This window comes from Acinetobacter sp. BWR-L5 (assembly GCF_039655985.1).
Taxonomy (GTDB): domain Bacteria; phylum Pseudomonadota; class Gammaproteobacteria; order Pseudomonadales; family Moraxellaceae; genus Acinetobacter; species Acinetobacter johnsonii.
The window spans coordinates 166140-185170 of record NZ_JAGFEV010000004.1 but is presented as its reverse complement, the minus strand read 5'-3'; the positions used below and the strand labels follow the sequence as shown (position 1 = coordinate 185170).

The following is a 19031-nucleotide window of genomic DNA, read 5'->3' as shown; positions in this document are numbered from 1 at the left end:
ATTTAAATTTAGAATTACTTATGTCAAACGCTTTTTTGATATTGATGGCTTTCATTTCACTTTTTACTAATAATTTATTGCATGCAGAGACCAATACACTGAATCAAGATAAAGTACTAAAACCGTTTATATTTGAAATTGGTTCAGATTTTTCAACTATTCAGACTAAATTCAATTTAGAAAAACATACTCCAAACGTGAATTTCATCAAAGAATCAAACTGGTATAAATTGGCAACCCCAGTTGGATCTATTTCACTTCAAGAATGGCAAGGTAAGCTTCATTGCATCGCTTATGATATTGATACAAATGATATAGAGTTAAAAAAGAAAATTATCGAATTTCTATTTGAAAAATATAAAATGAATTTCGAATGGGTGAATAGAGTTGATAACGGATTCTATATCTCATATGAATCATCTAATGATTCTATCCAAGGAATCTATGCCTATTCATTAGGAACAACTATTTCTTTTACCAGTAATGAAATTAGAAAAGCTGAAACAAAAATTCGCTTTCCAAATCTTTAGTGACTAAAACTTCAATTTAACATAATAGAGCTTATGCAAATCATGGCTTAGTATTATTTTATATATCAAACATCTATAATTTAAATGTAAGCGCGAAAATGAATAGAAAGCTTATTTTTATTAAAAATTAAGCTTTCCTAAACTTTGAATAATATCTCCTTCCAACATTACCCATTCTGCAAACTCAGGCTCGACCAACAAGGTCTGCGACACAAAGCCATAACATACCCGCTGCACATTTAAACTCATTTGCTGGAGTTGAACTTCATCTCCAACATAAGGCTCAAGGATACTGCGCCACATCTGCACCATCATGGTATAACTTTTACGGTAACTTTCAATGTTTGAAACCTGCCGTTCGAGCAAAAAAGTCTGTGCCCAGAGAAACTGTCGAGCCTGAATCTGCTCAAGCTGAAAGTGAATAATTTGCTGTAAATAGTCTTCATCAGTTAATTTTGTGGATAACTCTATTAGGCTTTGTGCATAACTTTTTAAGGTTTCAGCATTACTTTTCACATGCTGATGAATGGTCAATGCAACCAAATCTTCCTTCTTTGAAAAGTACTCATAAAAGGTACCCAAACCGACTCCGGCCACATCGGTAATCTCCCGAATGGTAATTTCATGTGCATGACGCTCATGCAAAAGCCGAACAAAACTTTCTTGCAAAGCTTCTTGGGTGAGTTTAGCTCGCGACTGGCGCGGCCTACGGCGAACTTGGATCTCGGGATTCTTCATAGCACAAAGCTGAACATGGCAGACTCAATTTTTCTCTATACTGAAATGAAAAGCACAGCATAACAAGAGCAAAGTGATATGAATACGGCATGGATGACCCATCAAATCAGTAATCAGTTTGATGAACTGGAAAATTACAACTTGTTTGAAACCGATACCGTTTTACAAGAAATTCTCACTCGTTATGGCAGTCAGGATCAGGCAAGACTCACAGAGATGGGTAAAGTCGTTGGTTCAGCAGAATATTATGATTATGCCGATCTCGCCAATAGGCATACGCCCATATTACATGCCTTTGATGCCCGCGGACGCCGTAAAGACTTTATCGAATTTCATCCTGCATGGCATAAATGGATGGGATTGAATCGTCAGTTCGATACCCACGCACATCCGTTTAATCATCCCAATTCATCCTCAAAATGGGTTGAGTGGGCAGCACGTTTTTATTTGGCAGGGCAGGTGGAGTGTGGAAACTTGTGCCCAAATTCGATGACATTAGGCAGTATTCCACTGATTCAACGCGAACCTGAACTGTGGGCCAAAATCGGTGATAAGTTGCTTTCTACAGAATACGATGAACGTGATGTGCCGATCAGTCAAAAAAAATCGATTTGGCTGGGCATGGGCATGACCGAAAAACAGGGCGGTTCGGATGTGCGTGCCAATGAAACCATGGCTGTACCAGTCGCCGAGTCGGGACGCGGTCAAGCCTATTTACTCACAGGGCATAAATGGTTTTTTTCTGCACCGATGTGTGATGCACATTTGGTGGTGGCAAAGACGGAACAAGATGGTTTGGCCTGTTTCTTTGTGCCGCGCTGGCTAGAGGATGGCACCAAGAATCCAATTCATGTGCAACGCTTAAAAGAAAAAGTGGGCAACCGAAGTAACTCCAGTTCCGAAGTCGAATTTAAAGAGGCGTGGGGCATCATGATTGGGGAAGCTGGGCGCGGTATTCCCACCATTATAGAAATGGCGAATTACACCCGTTTAACCTGCTCAGTGGGCAGTACTGCCATGCTCAGACAAGCCTTGGTGCAATGCATTGCCTATACCCGTCAGCGTAAAGCCTTTGGTAAGCATTTGGCTGAACAACCGCTGATGCGCGCCGTACTGGCAGATTTAGCCTTAGAAACCGAAGCGGCGATGCAACTCAGTTTCCACTTGGCGCATTGTTATGAAACGGATGATGCGTTGTCCGTGGCGTGGAAACGCATTATGACCCCAGCTTCGAAGTTCTGGATATGTAAACGTGCGGTTGAACTCACAGGGGAGATGATGGAAGTTTTTGGCGGCAATGGCTATGTTGACAACGGCGTCATGGCACGTATTTTTAAAGAAGCCCCAGTCAATACCATTTGGGAAGGCTCAGGCAATGTCATGTGTTTGGATGTGCTGCGTGCTATCAGCCGTGATGTAGAGTCGATTGAAATCCTGTTTCAAGATTTGGCTACCACGGCTATGCAAGATGAACAGTTGAAACAAGAGCTGCAAAATCTATTTCAGTTGTTCCAACAGACACCTGAAGAACTACAATTTATGGGGCGCAGTGTGGTCAGCCGTTTAGTGATTTTGGCACAAGCAGTCCTGCTGAAACGGCATGCACCAGACTATGTGGCTGATGGCTTTATTCAAAGCCGTTATAGTCTATTTCATGGTCGGGTTGTCGGGATGCTTGAGATGAAACAACCCGACGTAGAACGACTGCTGCATAGAGCATTTGCAGCTTAAAGCTCTTTATTGTACGGAAAGCTTTTGCGCTTCATCTTGTTCGAGTTTGACGTTGGGGCTGTCTTCAGCCTGAATAATATCAATCGGAATAAAGCGGACTTGAACAATGCTTGGGTTATCGTTCAAGTCTGGCAATAGCTTTTGATTGAGTGCGGCAATTTGCGCTGGGCTAGGCGGGATATCTCCACGGATAGAGACACGGACTAAAGTGAAATCATCTCTTTTATCGTATTGGATAGTATCAATAATATTATTGGCATGGTTCAGCTCAGTACTAATGGTCGCCTCGGTACTGCTTTCGTACAGCCGTGTATTGAGCAGCGCATAAAAGTTGAGTGAGAGATAAATCCCTAAAAGTGCCAAGAACATGAGGCTAACAGCATTACGTTTGAGAAACTCTTTGACATTACTCTGCACTTCTTCGGTGGAACCCCGTCTAAAGCCTGCAATCCACAGGACTAAAGATGAGCTAATCTGAATGGCGAAGATGTTGGTCACCGCCAGTAAAAAAGCATTGGCTGAGTTTTTCCATTCCATATGCGCGAATAAAATCCCGCTAGCCACCAAGGGCGGAACTAAGGCTGTCGCAACGGCAACACCCACCACGGCCACAGATAGGCGAGGGGATACTGAGGCAAAAGCACCTGCGGCACCACCAGCTAAAGCGATCATCAAATCCAAAATGGTTGGCTGAGTACGGGCTAAAATTTCGTTGGTCATGGGCAGGTCATAATTCACTAGCCCTAAAATGATCCCAATGCTATAAATCATGGCAATGCCAAGTAACAAAGTGGACAACGCGGTTTTAAACAGCAACCAGCGGCTATCAATTAAAGCCAAAGCAATACCCGAAATTGGCCCCAGCATCATGGCAACCAGCATCGCACCAATCACGACCGCAGCCGAGTTGGACAATAGTCCATAGCCTGCAATGACGGCAGCCAAGGCATTCATAATAAAAAAGGTTTTACTTGGTAGAGCATCGGCTTGGATATTCAACCGGACTTTTTGGTGGTCAATTTTTTTTGAATTTTCGCGTAAGGCCTGCTTGTAACGAATTTTCTCTTTTAAAAACTCATACTTTTCTTGGTCAGGTGTGTCTTTGACCACAATGGTTGCATCTTTGTCTTTTTCGAGTGGCATGGTGATGCTCTTATTTTGTATGTGATTAAGATTTAATCTAGCGCTTTTATCACGGGAAGCAAACAAAAAAATGGTGAGAAATAATATGATTTACGCTTCAATTTAGAATATGTGCTAATCACTTTCTTTTTATTGAAGCGAGGCTTCTCGATTTTGCTGAACATCATTCATTAACAAGGACTTTTAGAACAGAGCGGATCTGGTCGAAATCACCCATAAAAAGACAGATCAATTATAGATATTTAGCTGACCCTAGAACGTGTTCTTTTAGAACAGAACGCTACGGTTGGAAATAATATTTTTCATTACCATGGTGGAGATAAGGCGTTGCACATTGGGCAGTGCGGACAAGTGCTCATCATAGAGTTTTTGATAACTTTCCAAGTCATAGGTCACGACATGCAGCAAGTAGTCGGGGTCGCCAAAAAGTCGTTGCGCTTTCACAATTTGAGGAACCTTAAGAATCGCTTCTTCAAGACTTTGCACTGAATCTTTATCGCCATTTTTTAGCGTCACAAAAACAATGGTTGAAAAATTCAAGCCGAGCTGGGAGATATCCAACTGTGCGCGATAGTCTTTGATAATACCCGCATCTTCTAAAGCTTTGACTCTGCGGTGACAAGGGGAAAGGCTAAGCCCCACCTTATGGGCCAGTTCTGTAACAGATAAACGACCATCGGCTTGCAGTTCAGCAAGAATCTTCTTATCAATTTTATCCATGTGGAAGAATCTCCCCTTTTTTAGGCGTTATTGCACAAATATTTGAAAGCACATTTTAGAGCCTAAAGGATATCCTTTCAAAATTATTTGATACAGATCATGTTTTGATTGGATTAAACCCCAAAACGGTGATGGATAAGAGAGGAAAGGGATGTCATTGAATATTTTGATTGCATTTTGGGGTGTTTCGATCCTGTTTGTGATGACACCAGGTATCGATTGGGCCTATGCCATTTCATCCGGAATACAGGGCAAAAGAGTCTTGCCTGCAGTGACCGGTTTATTAACAGGGCATTTGATGGCGGCACTGATTGTTGCGGCGGGTGTAGGGACATTGGTGACCAGTCAGCCCGTATTGCTTCAAGTACTCACGGGTGTTGGGGCTGTTTATTTGCTGTGGATGGGGCTGAGCCTGTCGATGCGTCCTGCGAGTATTAGCAGTGATCAGGTTACCATTGCTTCTTCAAAGGCATGGTACATTCGAGGCGTTTATTTAAGTGGCTTAAATCCGAAAGTCCTGCTGTTATTTTTGGCTTTATTACCGCCTTTTATCGACCCGCGAGCGGCTTTGTCACCCACCTCTCAAATTGTTTTATTGGCGGGGATTCACCTCATGAGTTGCGCGGCTGTTTATTTCTTGGTTGGATTTAGTGCGCAAAAAGTTTTGGGCACACGCCCACAGGCTGCTAGGGTGGTCAGTCGAGTGTCAGGGGCATTGATGATGTTGATTGCGATGATTTTATTGTTAGAACAGTTTTATGTCTAAGCGACATTTTAAGCATATGGATCAAAGGCAGTGCAAAATATAGCATTGCCTTAACCTGTAATTGAATTGAAAAATAGTGCATGAGCTGGGGATATAGGTTCAGCCAAAATCGCTTGTAATACGTTCAAAAAGGCGTAAAATTTCTAGCGCATCATCAGTGAGATGATCGCATCAACAAGGTGAAAAAAATGGCAAAGAAGAAAGCTGAGCCAAAAGTTGTGATTCACAACTTCGTGGCTAAACATATGCATGAAGTTAACCAAAGCCAAGTCTTTGTAGACCGAAAGAAAAATGCAAAACGAGGCTATGACAAGCACAAAAAAGGGAGATATTCAGATGATTATCTCCCTTTTTTAATGTCCGTTCTTTGGGTTTAAAGACCTTTAAGCCGTCACGATACGTGTTGCGGATTTGACCATATCGGCCAAACCATGTGTTTTAAAATAATATTCCATCTGACTTTTCACAATGAGTGGATTACTCATTTTCAAGGCACGCTCTAACAATTCGACCGCATCTGGCATTGGGACATGACAAATGGCTTTGCGTACACGCAGAATGTTACTTGAGCTCATTGATAGGGTATTGAAGCCCATTGCCATCAATAATATCGCAGACAAAGGATCGCCCGCCATTTCCCCACAAATACTGACTGGTTTGTTGTACTTATGACACTCTTTGACTAAGCGGGTGAGCGCACGTAAAACCGCAGGGTGGAAATGTGAGTAGACATTGGCAACCCGTGGATTATTACGGTCAACGGCTAGTAAGTATTGTGTCAGGTCGTTTGAACCTACCGAGAAAAAGTCAACCAACTCGGCAAACTCTTCAATCTGCAATAAGACACTTGGTACTTCGACCATGATCCCGATTTTCGGTTTGGTGATTTTGACCTGTTCTTCTTCTTGTACCGCGACCCAGTCACGCTCCAGTAAATACAACGCTTCTTCTACTTCGCTGACACTGGTTACCATCGGCAGTAGAATGTGTAGGTTATTGAGACCAATACTGGCTTTGAGCATGGCACGAATTTGTGAAGAAAAAATTTCAGGGTGGTCAAGCGTAAAGCGAATACCGCGCCAGCCGAGAGCTGAGTTTTCTTCCTCAATTGAGAAATAAGGCAAGTCTTTATCGGCACCGATATCGAGGGTACGCATCACCACAGGTTTGTTGGCGAAGTGACTCAACTGTTGACGATAAATCGCACGCTGTTCTTCTTCACCCGGGAAGCGATCACGCAACATGAACGGAATTTCAGAGCGATATAGACCAACACCTTTAGCACCGCGTTGTACACCACGGACCACATCAATCATCAGACCAGTATTGACGAACAGTTTGACTGCGACACCATCAGGGGTGATGGCATCTTTGGTTTCATACTGTTTTAAATCTTTGGCAATCAGTTCTTCTTCTTTTTGAATTTCTTTATAGCGACTACGTAAACGGCGAGGTGGATTAATAAACACGCGCCCTTGGTGCGCATCGACGATCATTTCCACATCATCAAGGGTATTAATCGGCAGTTCAGTCACGCCGACCACGGTTGGAATACCGAGTGCGCGCGCCACAATCACCATATGCGAGTTCATGGCGCCTTCGGTGGTTACGATGGCTGCAATTTTATCGACGGGCAGTTCAACCAAGGCTGCGGTTGAGATTTCTTCCCCAATCAGAATACTTTCATCGGTAAGTTCACGGTGGCTGGAGTCAGCTTCTTGTAAATAAGCCAAAATCCGTCGCCCGAGATCTTTTAAGTCCGCGGCACGTTCACGGAGGTAGTCATCTTCCATTTGTTCAAACAGATCGATGTGATTATCGATGACGATACGCACCGCACCTTGTGCCCAGTTACCATCACGAATTTGTTCTTTAATTTCCGCTGGCAGTGCATTTTCATCCAACATGCGTAAGAACACGCTAAACAGTGCGCGTTCTTCCGCCATGAGGGCATCTTGCATTTTGTCGTCAAGCGATTTGATTTCATCACGCACTGAGGTGAGAGCACGATCAAGCAGTTCTAATTCCTCACTGATGTCATCGGCTTCACGGTCAGGGACAGCGGCCAAATCCGCAGGAGGATAGAGAATGACGGCACGCCCTAATGCAATTCCACCTGAACCCGGGACACCTTGGAAAGTTTTGTAGGCAGGTAAATTACTCGGTTTACGAAATACATCGATATTACCCACCGCATGCGCATGTGCAATGACCCCTGAAAGCTGAGCACAGAGCGTGACGAGGAAGGATTCCGCAGCTTCACTAAAGTCTTGCGACTCTTTGTTTTGCACCACGAGCACGCCCATGACTTTACGGCGGTACATGACGGGTACACCGAGGAACGAGTTATAAATTTCCTCACCTGTTTCAGGTAAGTACATAAAACGTTCATGTTTCGGTGCATTGTCAAGGTTGACGATTTCTTCACGCTGACCCACCAGGCCGACCAAGCCTTCACTGGTATGCAGTGAAACATGGCCGACCGAATCGGGGTTCAAACCTTTCGATGCCATCAACAAATAACGTTGATTGCGTTCGTCGAGTAAATAGATGGAACAAACGTCAACATGCATGGCTTCCGCCACATGGTTGACCATAATGTCGAGTGATTCATGCAAACTGGTGGACGCATTGATTTCTTGTACAATGCGTCGAAGGGTATCCAGTTGCATATTCGACATCGCGTCTACTCCAAAAATAATGTGCGTCCAACTTATTTATAACAAGAGATCCTTAAAAAATCTGTAGGACGTCTAGATTTTTTAAGGCTTTTTTTGAGGGAGCTGATTACACAGCTCCACCATCGCTTTGCGGTATACATCGCGTTTAAAATTTACAACTTGCCCCAGCGGGTACCAATAACTGACCCACTGCCATTGGTCAAACTCAGGCGGATCAGACAAATTCAAACGAATATTCTGAGCGGGAGCAGTGAGTTTGAGTAAAAACCACTTTTGTTTTTGTCCAATACATACGGGATCAGAATCTGTACGAATGTATCGGTGCGGCAAACGATAACGCAGCCAACCCTTAGTTTGCGCTACAATTTGGACGTGTTCGGGCAGTAAGCCAACTTCTTCTCTCAGCTCACGATAAAGTGCCTGTTCAGGGGTTTCTCCATATTGGATACCTCCTTGTGGAAATTGCCAAGCATTGTGTCCAATGCGTTTTGCCCATAAAACTTGTCCAAACTCGTTTGCCAAAATGATCCCGACATTGGGTCGGAAACCTTCCGAATCGATCATTTGGCTACCTAAATATTGTGTAATTTATGACTTTGCGATCGGGGATTTTTATTTCTGTATCCAACTCGAAAAAAGCAAAGTTTAAAAATGTTAAAATTGCTATGATCTTAACGAATTTCTATCGACTAGCGGAGATAGATTTACAAATTTTTTCTTAAATTTCAGTTTTTACGAGTATTTTCATGAAATTGGCGCTATTTGATCTCGATCACACCTTGTTAAACACCGATTCAGATCATTCTTGGGGAGAGTTTTTGGTGAATGAAGGCTTGGTCGATCCAGTTCGCCATCGCGCCATGAACGATAAATTTTATGAAGACTACAAAGCAGGGCAGCTCGACCCGATTGCCTATAATGAATTTGTATTTGAATTTTTAACTCAACATGACAATGCCTACCTTACTGAACTGCATGAACTGTTCATGCACAAAGTGATTCGCCCGCAAATGCGTCCCGAAGGTTTTGCCGCCATTGAAAAACACCGCGATGCTGGACATGCTTTGGTTGGCATTACCGCAACCTCAGATTTTATAACGGCACCGATTTTCCGTGAATTTGGGATTAGCGAAATTATTGCGACCAATGCCGAAGTGGTTGAGGGTAAATATACGGGCAAAGTGATCAATACACCATGCTATCAAAAAGGCAAATTGACGCGTTTAGATCAATGGCTTGCAGGGCGTGATGTTAGCGAGTCTTGGGCGTATTCAGATTCCATCAATGATCGCTTTTTACTGGAATACGCAGACCATGCCATTGCCGTCAATCCAGATGACCGCCTAGAAGCATTGGCTAAAGAGCAGGCATGGGAAATCCAAGACTGGTCGATTTAAGTATCTGTCTTTAGTTGTTTGAAAAGGCTGCTTTCGGGCAGTCTTTTTTATTTGAAAGGCATCGACTTAAAAAATGAAAAGTGCGTAAAGTGATAATAAAATATCGGGCTATAGGTGGGCTGATCTTGGAAAATTAACCAAATATGCTATGTTGAACCTTGGCTAAAACTATTTTGACTATGAAAAATTAGAACATAAGCGTGGAGAAAAATATGAGTGTACGACCAAGAATGACCCACCTGTTTGAGCAACTCGGTTTAGATGCGAGTGAAGAGGCCATCGCGTTGTTTATTGTAACGCATCAGCTCAATGCACAAACCAAGATTGTTGACGCAGAGTATTGGAGTGAAGCGCAACGTCAGTTTTTGGCAGAAAAAATTAAATCGGACGGTGAGTGGGCTATTATTGTAGATCAGCTGAATGAATCCCTGCATGAAGATTCACTCGTCCAAAAATAAGTAGAACTCAAAGAGGCTGAGCGTCGAAGCTTTGCCTCTGTTTATAAAAATAAGATAAAAGTAGAAATTTATGTCTTTCGATCATCAAGCTTTTCCTGACTCTACGTCTTTAGACTCTTCAGTTAATCAACTAGAACAAGATCGTGCCCTGTTTGTCGGTGCGAAATATGAGTCTTACTATCAAGCTCAATTTGAAAAAATCACGCCCAAGAAACAATATGCAGGTTTTAATATTGCCGCCTTTTTCTTAGGTGTGGTCTGGTTGTTTTATCGAAAAATGTACAGTTATGGCTTTATGGCCATTGGTTTGATTGTGGTCATAGGGATAGTTGAAATACTTTTAGGGATTGAAAGTTCTGGTGCAAATATTGGCTTGGCCGTAGCATTTGGAATGTTTGGGAATACCTTGTACAAGCATCATGTCGATCAGCAGATTGCCAAGATTCGTCAGTTGAGAATTGGAAGCATCAATACTGAATTAGAAAATCGTGGTGGTACAAATCTCATAGCAGGTTCGATCTTGCTGGTGATTTGGCTTGGGCTGGTTGCACTGGCTATTAGTGCTTCTTAATTCGCTCGCGCAAAATAAAAAAACCATCCTTGTGGATGGTTTTTTATGTTTGCAAAGCTTAGTTCATCATTGCAATTAGTTCTTGCACCGCACGAGATTGGGTTCTACCCGGATGCCAAACCATACCGAGTTGACGGTTCATTTCGAACTTCACATTCAACTGCTGTAGGTCTTGGTTAATCATCGTTTTTGGAAGCACTGACCAGCCCAGTCCAATCGATGCCAGCATACGAATCGATTCGAGTGGATTATTGCTCATGGTGATTTTAGGTTTGAGGTTCTGTTTCTCAAACTCTGCCAATGTGATTTGGCTGGTATAGGTTTGTGATGCAGGCAATAAACTTGGGTACTGAATCAGGTCTTCGAGTTGTAAGTTTTGTATTTGTGCCAGCGGATGAAATGGTGCTGCAACAAAAACTAAAGGATCTTCCCAAATGGTGACGTACTGTAAACGCTCATCGAGTTTGGGTGGAAGCGTCAAAAAAGCCAATTCTAAGTCGCCAGCCAGTACTTTTTCATGCGCTTGCTCGGAGTCGACAAAGTGCACATCTAAGGTGACATTTGGAAAGCTTTGCACATAGCTACGTAAATGGCTCGGCAAGTGATGCAAACCAATATGGTGACTGGTGCCAATTTTGAGTTTGCCTTGGACCATGCCTTGTTCATGACTCAAGGTATGGTGAATGTCACCCAGTTCATTGAGCCAGTTTTTAACTTTAGGCAGCAATGAATGTGCGGCATGCGTGGCTTGTACACCACGACCCGCAGACTCAAACAGTTTCACACCAAAATATTCTTCTAAACTATGAATACGTTTGGTTACAGCAGGTTGCGTAATGAAGAGCTGATCTGCGGCTAAAGAAATAGAGCCGGTTTCCATGACTTTTACAAAAGCTTCGAAGGCTGCAAGATTCATAAGGATAATCTAGTTATGAAAGTATAATTAAATTATAAAATAATTTTATATGAATTGCGATCTTTAAAATGAATAGTAGGTTATTTGGTCTGGACTGAAATAAAAAAAGATCACTTGATGTGATCTTTTGAGAGTTGAGAGGGTGCTTGGTATAAAGGCTTAAGCGGGAATATTTTCTTCGGTGGTACGGTTCTTTTTCTCCCAAATACGTTCATGGAAAAAGAATGCGAAGGCTTGAACGGTTGGTTCTAATAAGCTGAGGGTGACCGCCATCCATAAGTTACCTGTGACAAAGTAAGCCACAATCATGGCCACAGTAATGTGCATGATGTAATAGCTTAGGGTTTTTTTGAATATGCGCTGATTGTTCGCTACAAATTTCTGAATGTTCGCCATGATAAATACCCTCTCAATAATGCCTTTCATTTGTAAATGGTAATTATTATCATTAATAAAGTCAAAATGAAATTTTGATTGCTCATGATTGGGTTTTTGAATGTAAGGTGACGTAGTCGATTGTTTGGAATGTTTGACGTGAGAAAACAAGCTTCTGTAGATTTCACTCTTTAGTCTATGCATAGGTCGCTGTCTTACTATTCACATCAACGAAGCGAGCCTTAAAAAGTATTGGTCTAAATAGGGAAGATAAACCTTGCATGGCTGAGCAGAGACATATACTGCGAGACCTACAACAGGTTGATAAATAGGCGTATAGAGTCTGAATTAAAACCAGCGGTGAGGGCCTGCAATCAAAGGGATTGAAACAAAGAGGTATGAATTTAAAATAATTCCAAAAAGTTTTTAAATTAATAAAAATGATAAATTAGATTTATGTGAAATCGTCGTTATAATCGATTTTAATGAAAGAATTACCCAGTCCAGTGGAGTCAATCGACATGGCAGGCGAAAACCAACAAGCAAAAACATTGTATGACAAATTGTGGGATGACCACTTAGTAAAACAACGCGACGATGGCTCGGCTTTACTCTATATCGACCGTCATTTATTACATGAAGTGACTTCTCCGCAAGCCTTTGAAGGTTTACAACTTGCGGGTCGTAAACCATGGCGTTTAAGTGCGAATGTGGCAACTCCTGATCATAACGTTCCAACTTCGACCAAAGAGCGTTCAGAGGGAATTGCAGGTATTGAAGATGATACTTCACGTATCCAAGTTCAGACCTTAGACGACAACTGTAAAACCTTTAATGTGGTGCAGTTTGACATTAATGATGTGCGTCAAGGCATTGCACACGTGGTCGGACCTGAGCAAGGTTTGACTTTACCGGGGATGACGGTGGTGTGTGGAGACTCTCATACGGCAACACATGGTGCATTCGGCTGTTTGGCGCACGGGATTGGGACATCTGAAGTGGAGCATGTATTGGCAACCCAATGCTTGGTTCAAAAGAAGATGAAAAACATGTTGGTGCGTGTTGATGGTCAATTGGGTCAGGGCGTAACACCGAAAGATGTGGTTTTAGCCATCATTGGTAAAATTGGTACTGCGGGTGGTACAGGTCATGCCATCGAGTTTGGTGGTCAAGTCTTCCGTGATATGTCGATCGAAGGTCGTATGACGGTGTGTAATATGGCGATTGAAGGCGGCGCACGTGTGGGTATGGTCGCTGTCGATGACAAAACCATTGCCTATGTCAAAGACCGTCCATATGCACCACAAGGTGCACAGTGGGATGCTGCAGTTGAGTATTGGAATACCTTACATTCGGATGCAGATGCGCATTTTGACACTGTAGTTGTATTGCAAGGTGAAGAGATTGAGCCACAAGTGTCTTGGGGTACATCGCCTGAAATGGTGATTCCAGTGACTCAAGCTGTACCAACTTTAGAACAAGCCAAAGATGAAGTGCAACGCAATGATTGGACGCGTGCTTATAACTACATGGGTTTAACCGCAGGTCAGGCGTTGGCAGATATTCAGTTAGACCGTGTCTTTATTGGTTCATGTACCAACTCGCGCATTGAAGATATTCGTGCCGCAGCAGAAGTGGCTAAAGGCAAAAAAGTGGCAAGTACCATTAAACAAGCCATGGTGGTTCCAGGGTCTGGTTTAGTCAAAGCTCAAGCAGAAGCTGAAGGCTTAGACAAAGTTTTGATTGAAGCGGGCTTTGAATGGCGTGAGCCAGGTTGTTCAATGTGTTTAGCAATGAATGCAGACAAATTACAACCTGGTGAGCACTGTGCATCGACCTCTAACCGTAACTTCGAAGGTCGTCAGGGCAATGGCGGTCGTACGCACTTGGTGAGTCCAGCAATGGCAGCCGCAGCAGCGATTGCAGGTCACTTTGTCGATGTGCGTTCATTTTAATTCGGGCTTGGGAGCATAGACATGAAAAAATATACCGTTGAACAGGGTATCGTTGCACCTTTAGACCGTGCCAATGTCGATACAGACTTGATCATTCCAAAACAGTTTTTGAAATCTATTAAGCGCACGGGTTTTGGTGAAAACTTATTTGATGAGTTGCGTTATTTAGATGAAGGTTTTTTAGGACAAGACAATTCTAAACGTCCTAAAAACCCTGATTTTGCATTGAATCAGCCACGTTACCAAGGGGCCAGTATCTTAATTTCTCGGGCGAACTTTGGTTGTGGCTCAAGCCGCGAACATGCGCCGTGGGCATTGGAAGAATATGGTTTCCGTACTGTGATTGCACCCAGCTATGCCGACATTTTCTTTAATAATAGTTTCAAAAATGGCATGTTACCTGTGATTTTGTCTGAAGAAATTGTTGATCAACTTTTCAAAGAATGTGCAGCAACAGAAGGTTATCAGCTGACGATTGATTTGGGCGCGCAAGAAGTGCGTACACCATCGGGCGAAGCCTTCACATTTGAAGTCGATCCATTTCGTAAGCACTGTTTGTTAAATGGTTTGGATGATATTGGTTTAACTTTACAGGTTGCAGATGACATCAAAGCCTATGAAGAAAAGACCAAAGCATCACGTCCGTGGGTGTTTGCTGAAATTCATGCTTAATTGAAAATTCGATGCATCTAGTGCTTGGGGCCATCTCTTGTTAATATCGAGCAAAAGAATTTTAAACGTTTTGCTACTGGTAAAGGTTGGGCTTGAACAATGGTGACGAGTTACAGTCGTATCGCTCTACTGGCGTTGGTGGGAACATTAACTGCCTGCCAAAGCATGAATACGGCAAGCATAAAGCGTATTCAGGATACCCCAGCGAGTAAAAATAATGCACAGCTTTACTGTACTGGTACGGTGAACTGCGAATTTGAGCGATGGAATCAGATCAAAATTGTGGATGCAGACAATCATCGTGTCAGCCGTGAGGCCATTCGAGAGAAGGTCGTGCGTCTAAAACGAGATGATTTGAATGAAGCGAATGCCTTGTTTCTGTCAGTGCCAGCGGGGCAACATGAACTGGTGATTCGCTTCTATCCTGTTTCGGTCGATCGCGCTGAAACGCTGCATGTGATTCATCGTTTTAAGCCTGCGGAACGCTACACCTTTAGAATGTTCCGTGCGCGCAGTCGACATCAGGGAAGCTTGTTGAATATGTCTGCACCTGACCCTTTGTGTGTCGATTTAAAGCAGAACCAAAGAACAATTCGTCGTTTTTGCAAACCTTACAATGTCTTAAATGGCTTGGGCGAGTTTGTAGAACAAAAACTTTAATCGTGTGAGTCAGAACTCACCAACAATGGAATATTTCATGTCTAAACATATTTTGATTTTGGCTGGTGACGGCATTGGTCCTGAAATTGTAAAAGCCGCAGAACAGGTACTTACACGAGTCAATGATCAATTCAATTTAGGTTTAACGTGGGAACAGGGCCTACTCGGTGGGGCTGCCATTGATGCACACGGTTCACCTTATCCAGATGTAACCGCAGCACAAGCCAAAAATGCAGACGCGATTTTACTCGGTGCAGTGGGTGGTCCGAAATGGGACAACATTGAGCGTTCGATCCGTCCAGAGCGTGGTTTGTTAAAAATTCGTAGTGAATTAAATTTATTCGCGAACTTACGTCCAGCTATTTTGTATCCGCAATTGGCAGATGCATCAAGCTTGAAGCCTGAAATTGTTGCAGGTCTTGATATTCTTATCGTTCGTGAATTAACTGGCGGGATTTACTTTGGTCAGCCACGTGGTATTCGTGAACTTGAGAATGGTGAAAAACAAGGCTTTAACACTGACGTTTATGCTGAGTCTGAAATTAAGCGTATTGCGAAAGTGGCTTTTGAAATGGCCAGTTTACGTGGCGGAAAAGTCTGTTCGGTTGATAAAGCCAACGTCCTTGAAGTGACGGAGCTTTGGAAGCAAACCGTAACGGCGATGAAAGAAGCTGACTATCCAAACATTAACTTGTCGCATATGTATGTCGATAATGCTGCAATGCAATTGGTGCGCGCGCCTAAACAGTTTGACGTGATTGTGACAGGTAACTTATTTGGTGACATCTTGTCTGATGAAGCCGCGATGTTGACAGGTTCAATTGGGATGTTGCCATCAGCATCCTTAGATGAAAATGCGAAAGGGATGTATGAGCCATGTCATGGTTCGGCGCCCGATATCGCAGGACAAAATATTGCCAACCCATTAGCCACTATTCTTTCAGTGGCTATGATGTTGCGTTATACCTTCCGTGAAGAAGCTGCTGCTCAAGCGATTGAAGATGCAGTAGGCAATGTCCTAGATCAAGGCTTGCGTACCGCTGATATCATGTCTGAAGGCATGAGCAAAGTGGGTACTGCGGAAATGGGGCAGGCAGTTGTGGCTGCACTGAACTAAGCCAAAAATAATTTGAAAACGCAGCCATCCGCTGCGTTTTTTTATGCCCAAAATTTAATAACCTTTACAAGCTTTACCCCGATATTGAATTGATCGGGCAATATTATCTTTTAATAAAAAGTGGACTTGGCACTCTAACTGAACATCATAAAATGGGGTATGTGTGGGAATAGGAATCGCACCGACACTGCTGTCGCTACGCATAGTGGGCATAGGGGTTGGAATTTGAATCCGCCGGACAATGGTGTAACTCAGTTGGTTTGGTGTTTGAATCGGCGCACCTAAGGTTTCATAACCGAGTTGACGTAAGTTGAGTTCGCGCCGAATGCTCGATACATCTTGGCCGATATATTGTTCTAAATAGTCAGGGAGCGCAATTTTAGCAGGTGAAACGACGGTCTGGTGTTGCGTTGGAGAACTGCCACAAGCTTGAAGCAGTAGAAAGCAGATGGAACTAAAGAAACTGACAATAAAGGGCTTCATGATCATCCCCTAAGCAGAGAAAGACCCTTTTAGTATTGTATATCTGAACGTTCGTTTGAGTATGCTTCGAGTAATTTGAGATAAACGGTATATAGATGGCTCAACATAACATAGCTGTTAACATGCTTTGCCGACGTAGTGAATAGATTCCACAAGATCATCATGCAGTCTGAACTCAATTTTGCATTTCATTTCAATATTCAGGCTACCGCTGGAAGGTGTTGGAATGGGCGCACCCATACTGACACTGGTTCCAAGATTGGGGGTTACCATCGGAATAGGCATATTACGTAACAGAGTTTAGGTCAGTTTCTCTGGGGTATATACAGGAGCACCGAGCACTTTATAACCCATGCTATTGAGGTTGAGTTGATTTTGAACTTGATGTGACGATTGTCCGATATAGTGTTGTAAGGTTTGCTTGAGCCGAGTTTCGCTTGTTGTGGCACAAGCAACACATAGCATTGGGAACAGTAAAATAGCGAGCTTCGTTGAAGTCGTCTTCATTATTGTTTTGGCGTATTAGGTTGTTATCTCATTTAATTATAGTTTGATTTTTGCTTGGAATATAGTTGATTCATAACGTTTTAGTCTGAGCGCAGACATTAAAAAAGCCACTTAAAAAGTGGCTTTTTCGCTTCGCTAAAACTTAGCGCGCACGATAAGTGATACGACCCTTAGACAAATCATAAGGTGTCATTTCTACTTTAACACTGTCGCCAGTCAAAATACGAATATAGTGTTTACGCATTTTACCAGAGATGTGAGCAATCACTTCATGACCGTTTTCTAAACGTACACGAAACATAGTATTAGGAAGCGTCTCGGTGACAACGCCTTCGAACTCGATGAGTTCCTCTTTATTGGCCATAGCCTACCTGAATGAATAAATTGGAAAGGCGCAAATTATAGTCAATTTTTTTGCATAAAACAAGGCGGAATGGGCGGTTGCCTGATCATCTGTCAGTAAAATAAGCGAACAAGCGGAACAAATATTTTCAACAAAAAAACTGTATAAGTTGTTGTCAGTTCGGTCAATCGCAGTTAATCTAATTTTAATGTTTTATGTATAAATGAAGAACATACAAGGAAGGTTCTAGCGTGGGTCAGCTAACGGATGCATCGGTTGTATTGCGATTAGGCTACCAAGCGATTCGTCGTTCAGGGTTGCCAACAGAAGAAATTTTAACAAAGGCTGGTGTTGCATTAAATCAGATGGAAACCAATGAGCGTACGCCTTTGAGCGCTCAATACGCTTTTTGGGTGGCGGCAGAAGAGGTGAGCCGAGATCCAGACATCGGTCTACATTTGGGTGAAAATCTGCCTTTATACCGTGGTCAAGTGATTGAGCATTTGTTTATTTCATCGGAAAACTTTGGTGAGGGTTTGAAACGCGCTTTGGCTTATCAGCGCTTGATCAGTGATGCCTTTCATGCCAAGTTGGTGGTTGAAGATGACCGGTGTTATTTGACCAATGGGGAACAACCTTGGGCTGAAAATTTGGTCAATCGACATTTTTCTGAATGTGCGATGTCCGGTATTTTACGTTTCTTTAAATTTATTACTGAAGGGCGCTTTGAACCGATCTATATTGATTTTAACTTCAGTAAAGGTGCGTTTGATGATGAGTATTTCCGCGTATATGAGTGCCCTGTTAGTCTAGGACAAAAAGAAACCCGCTTATATTTTGACCCAAGTATTTTGGCTTATCCGTTGTGGCAGGCGGAACCTGAATTATTGCAACTGCATGAGCAGTTAGCGATTGAAAAACTTCAAGAATTAGCCCGTTATGATTTGGTGGGTGAAGTCCGTCGTGCGATAGGTTCAACCCTAGAAAGTGGTGAAACCACACTTGAAACAGTGGCTTCACAGCTCAGTATTACCCCAAGGCGGTTACGCACACAACTTAGTGAGGCGAATACCAGCTTCCAGCAAATTTTGTCTGATTATCGCTGTCGTTTGGCGAAAAAACTTTTGGCCAATACGGCTGAAAGTGTAGAGCGTATCGTGTATTTGACTGGCTTTTCTGAGCCAAGTACCTTCTATCGTGCATTTAAACGCTGGACCAATGAAACCCCAGTGGAATATCGCAAGCGTAAGCAGCGTTAAGAAATCCCT

Annotated in this window: 22 protein-coding genes; 12 read left to right on the top strand and 10 right to left on the bottom strand. The window is 42.9% G+C overall.

Going from position 1 to position 19031, the window contains the following annotated elements:
* Positions 1-20 precede the first annotated feature (20 nt).
* Positions 21-530, top strand: coding sequence for a hypothetical protein (locus tag JZ787_RS08780; protein ID WP_218288749.1), 510 nt, complete (start codon positions 21-23; stop codon positions 528-530).
* A 120-nt stretch (positions 531-650) separates the two neighbouring features.
* Here JZ787_RS08780 and JZ787_RS08775 read toward each other — a convergent pair whose 3' ends face one another.
* On the bottom strand, positions 651-1268 hold the full coding sequence (locus tag JZ787_RS08775) for a TetR/AcrR family transcriptional regulator (RefSeq protein ID WP_346312137.1): 618 nt from the start codon (positions 1266-1268) through the stop codon (positions 651-653).
* A 78-nt stretch (positions 1269-1346) separates the two neighbouring features.
* On the opposite strand from JZ787_RS08775, the gene JZ787_RS08770 reads away from it, so the two are divergent.
* Positions 1347-2999, top strand: coding sequence for an acyl-CoA dehydrogenase family protein (locus tag JZ787_RS08770; protein WP_346312136.1), 1653 nt, complete (start codon positions 1347-1349; stop codon positions 2997-2999).
* A 6-nt stretch (positions 3000-3005) separates the two neighbouring features.
* Here JZ787_RS08770 and JZ787_RS08765 read toward each other — a convergent pair whose 3' ends face one another.
* Both JZ787_RS08765 and JZ787_RS08760 read right to left on the bottom strand, forming a co-directional pair.
* Positions 3006-4142, bottom strand: a complete 1137-nt coding sequence (locus JZ787_RS08765) for a DUF389 domain-containing protein (RefSeq protein ID WP_346312135.1) — start codon at positions 4140-4142, stop codon at positions 3006-3008.
* Between the two features lie 267 nt (positions 4143-4409).
* Positions 4410-4862: an Lrp/AsnC family transcriptional regulator gene (locus JZ787_RS08760; RefSeq protein ID WP_346312134.1), complete on the bottom strand. Its 453-nt coding sequence runs from the start codon at positions 4860-4862 to the stop codon at positions 4410-4412.
* Between the two features lie 151 nt (positions 4863-5013).
* On the opposite strand from JZ787_RS08760, the gene JZ787_RS08755 reads away from it, so the two are divergent.
* Positions 5014-5628: a LysE family translocator gene (locus JZ787_RS08755; protein WP_346312133.1), complete on the top strand. Its 615-nt coding sequence runs from the start codon at positions 5014-5016 to the stop codon at positions 5626-5628.
* Between the two features lie 188 nt (positions 5629-5816).
* Positions 5817-6005, top strand: coding sequence for a hypothetical protein (locus tag JZ787_RS08750; RefSeq protein WP_004978921.1), 189 nt, complete (start codon positions 5817-5819; stop codon positions 6003-6005).
* 6 nt (positions 6006-6011) lie between these two features.
* Here the strand turns inward: JZ787_RS08750 and ptsP are convergent, their stop codons facing one another.
* Together ptsP and JZ787_RS08740 are read right to left on the bottom strand one after the other, a co-directional pair.
* Positions 6012-8309 carry a phosphoenolpyruvate--protein phosphotransferase gene (ptsP, locus tag JZ787_RS08745; RefSeq protein ID WP_004978924.1) on the bottom strand — a complete coding sequence of 766 codons (2298 nt, stop codon included), beginning with the start codon at positions 8307-8309 and terminating at the stop codon, positions 6012-6014.
* 81 nt (positions 8310-8390) lie between these two features.
* Positions 8391-8873, bottom strand: coding sequence for an RNA pyrophosphohydrolase (locus tag JZ787_RS08740; RefSeq protein WP_004692547.1), 483 nt, complete (start codon positions 8871-8873; stop codon positions 8391-8393).
* Between the two features lie 182 nt (positions 8874-9055).
* Here JZ787_RS08740 and JZ787_RS08735 point away from each other — a divergent pair, with 182 nt between their 5' ends.
* The 3 genes from JZ787_RS08735 (at position 9056) to JZ787_RS08725 (ending at position 10735) form a co-directional block, all read left to right on the top strand.
* On the top strand, positions 9056-9706 hold the full coding sequence (locus JZ787_RS08735; protein ID WP_004692545.1) for an HAD family hydrolase: 651 nt from the start codon (positions 9056-9058) through the stop codon (positions 9704-9706).
* A gap of 212 nt (positions 9707-9918) precedes the next feature.
* Positions 9919-10164, top strand: coding sequence for a DUF2789 family protein (locus tag JZ787_RS08730; RefSeq protein WP_346312132.1), 246 nt, complete (start codon positions 9919-9921; stop codon positions 10162-10164).
* A 70-nt stretch (positions 10165-10234) separates the two neighbouring features.
* Positions 10235-10735 carry a DUF2628 domain-containing protein gene (locus JZ787_RS08725; RefSeq protein ID WP_346312131.1) on the top strand — a complete coding sequence of 167 codons (501 nt, stop codon included), beginning with the start codon at positions 10235-10237 and terminating at the stop codon, positions 10733-10735.
* 58 nt (positions 10736-10793) lie between these two features.
* Here the strand turns inward: JZ787_RS08725 and JZ787_RS08720 are convergent, their stop codons facing one another.
* Positions 10794-11651, bottom strand: coding sequence for a LysR family transcriptional regulator (locus JZ787_RS08720; RefSeq protein ID WP_218288742.1), 858 nt, complete (start codon positions 11649-11651; stop codon positions 10794-10796).
* 159 nt (positions 11652-11810) lie between these two features.
* Positions 11811-12047 carry a DUF2061 domain-containing protein gene (locus JZ787_RS08715; RefSeq protein WP_004692541.1) on the bottom strand — a complete coding sequence of 79 codons (237 nt, stop codon included), beginning with the start codon at positions 12045-12047 and terminating at the stop codon, positions 11811-11813.
* A gap of 500 nt (positions 12048-12547) precedes the next feature.
* On the opposite strand from JZ787_RS08715, the gene leuC reads away from it, so the two are divergent.
* The 4 genes from leuC to leuB all read left to right on the top strand — a co-directional run bounded on the left by leuC (position 12548) and on the right by leuB (position 16430).
* Positions 12548-13981, top strand: a complete 1434-nt coding sequence (leuC, locus tag JZ787_RS08710) for a 3-isopropylmalate dehydratase large subunit (protein ID WP_346312213.1) — start codon at positions 12548-12550, stop codon at positions 13979-13981.
* Between the two features lie 21 nt (positions 13982-14002).
* Entirely contained in the window at positions 14003-14653 is a 651-nt protein-coding gene (gene leuD, locus JZ787_RS08705) for a 3-isopropylmalate dehydratase small subunit (protein ID WP_005400865.1), read from the top strand.
* 99 nt (positions 14654-14752) lie between these two features.
* On the top strand, positions 14753-15313 hold the full coding sequence (locus JZ787_RS08700; RefSeq protein WP_010325844.1) for a hypothetical protein: 561 nt from the start codon (positions 14753-14755) through the stop codon (positions 15311-15313).
* 37 nt (positions 15314-15350) lie between these two features.
* Positions 15351-16430 carry a 3-isopropylmalate dehydrogenase gene (gene leuB / locus JZ787_RS08695; RefSeq protein WP_078425242.1) on the top strand — a complete coding sequence of 360 codons (1080 nt, stop codon included), beginning with the start codon at positions 15351-15353 and terminating at the stop codon, positions 16428-16430.
* A gap of 54 nt (positions 16431-16484) precedes the next feature.
* On the opposite strand, the gene JZ787_RS08690 is transcribed toward leuB, so the two are convergent.
* From JZ787_RS08690 to infA, 3 genes are all read right to left on the bottom strand, one after another.
* Positions 16485-16913 carry a hypothetical protein gene (locus JZ787_RS08690; RefSeq protein ID WP_346312130.1) on the bottom strand — a complete coding sequence of 143 codons (429 nt, stop codon included), beginning with the start codon at positions 16911-16913 and terminating at the stop codon, positions 16485-16487.
* Between the two features lie 300 nt (positions 16914-17213).
* Positions 17214-17420 (bottom strand): hypothetical protein, encoded by a 207-nt coding sequence (locus tag JZ787_RS08685; protein ID WP_346312129.1) that lies wholly within the window; start codon positions 17418-17420, stop codon positions 17214-17216.
* Between the two features lie 142 nt (positions 17421-17562).
* Complete coding sequence (gene infA, locus JZ787_RS08680) at positions 17563-17784, bottom strand: translation initiation factor IF-1 (protein ID WP_004692529.1); 222 nt, start codon at positions 17782-17784, stop codon at positions 17563-17565.
* A 230-nt stretch (positions 17785-18014) separates the two neighbouring features.
* Here infA and JZ787_RS08675 point away from each other — a divergent pair, with 230 nt between their 5' ends.
* Positions 18015-19022, top strand: coding sequence for an AraC family transcriptional regulator (locus tag JZ787_RS08675; protein WP_004692528.1), 1008 nt, complete (start codon positions 18015-18017; stop codon positions 19020-19022).
* Positions 19023-19031: the final 9 nt, after the last annotated feature.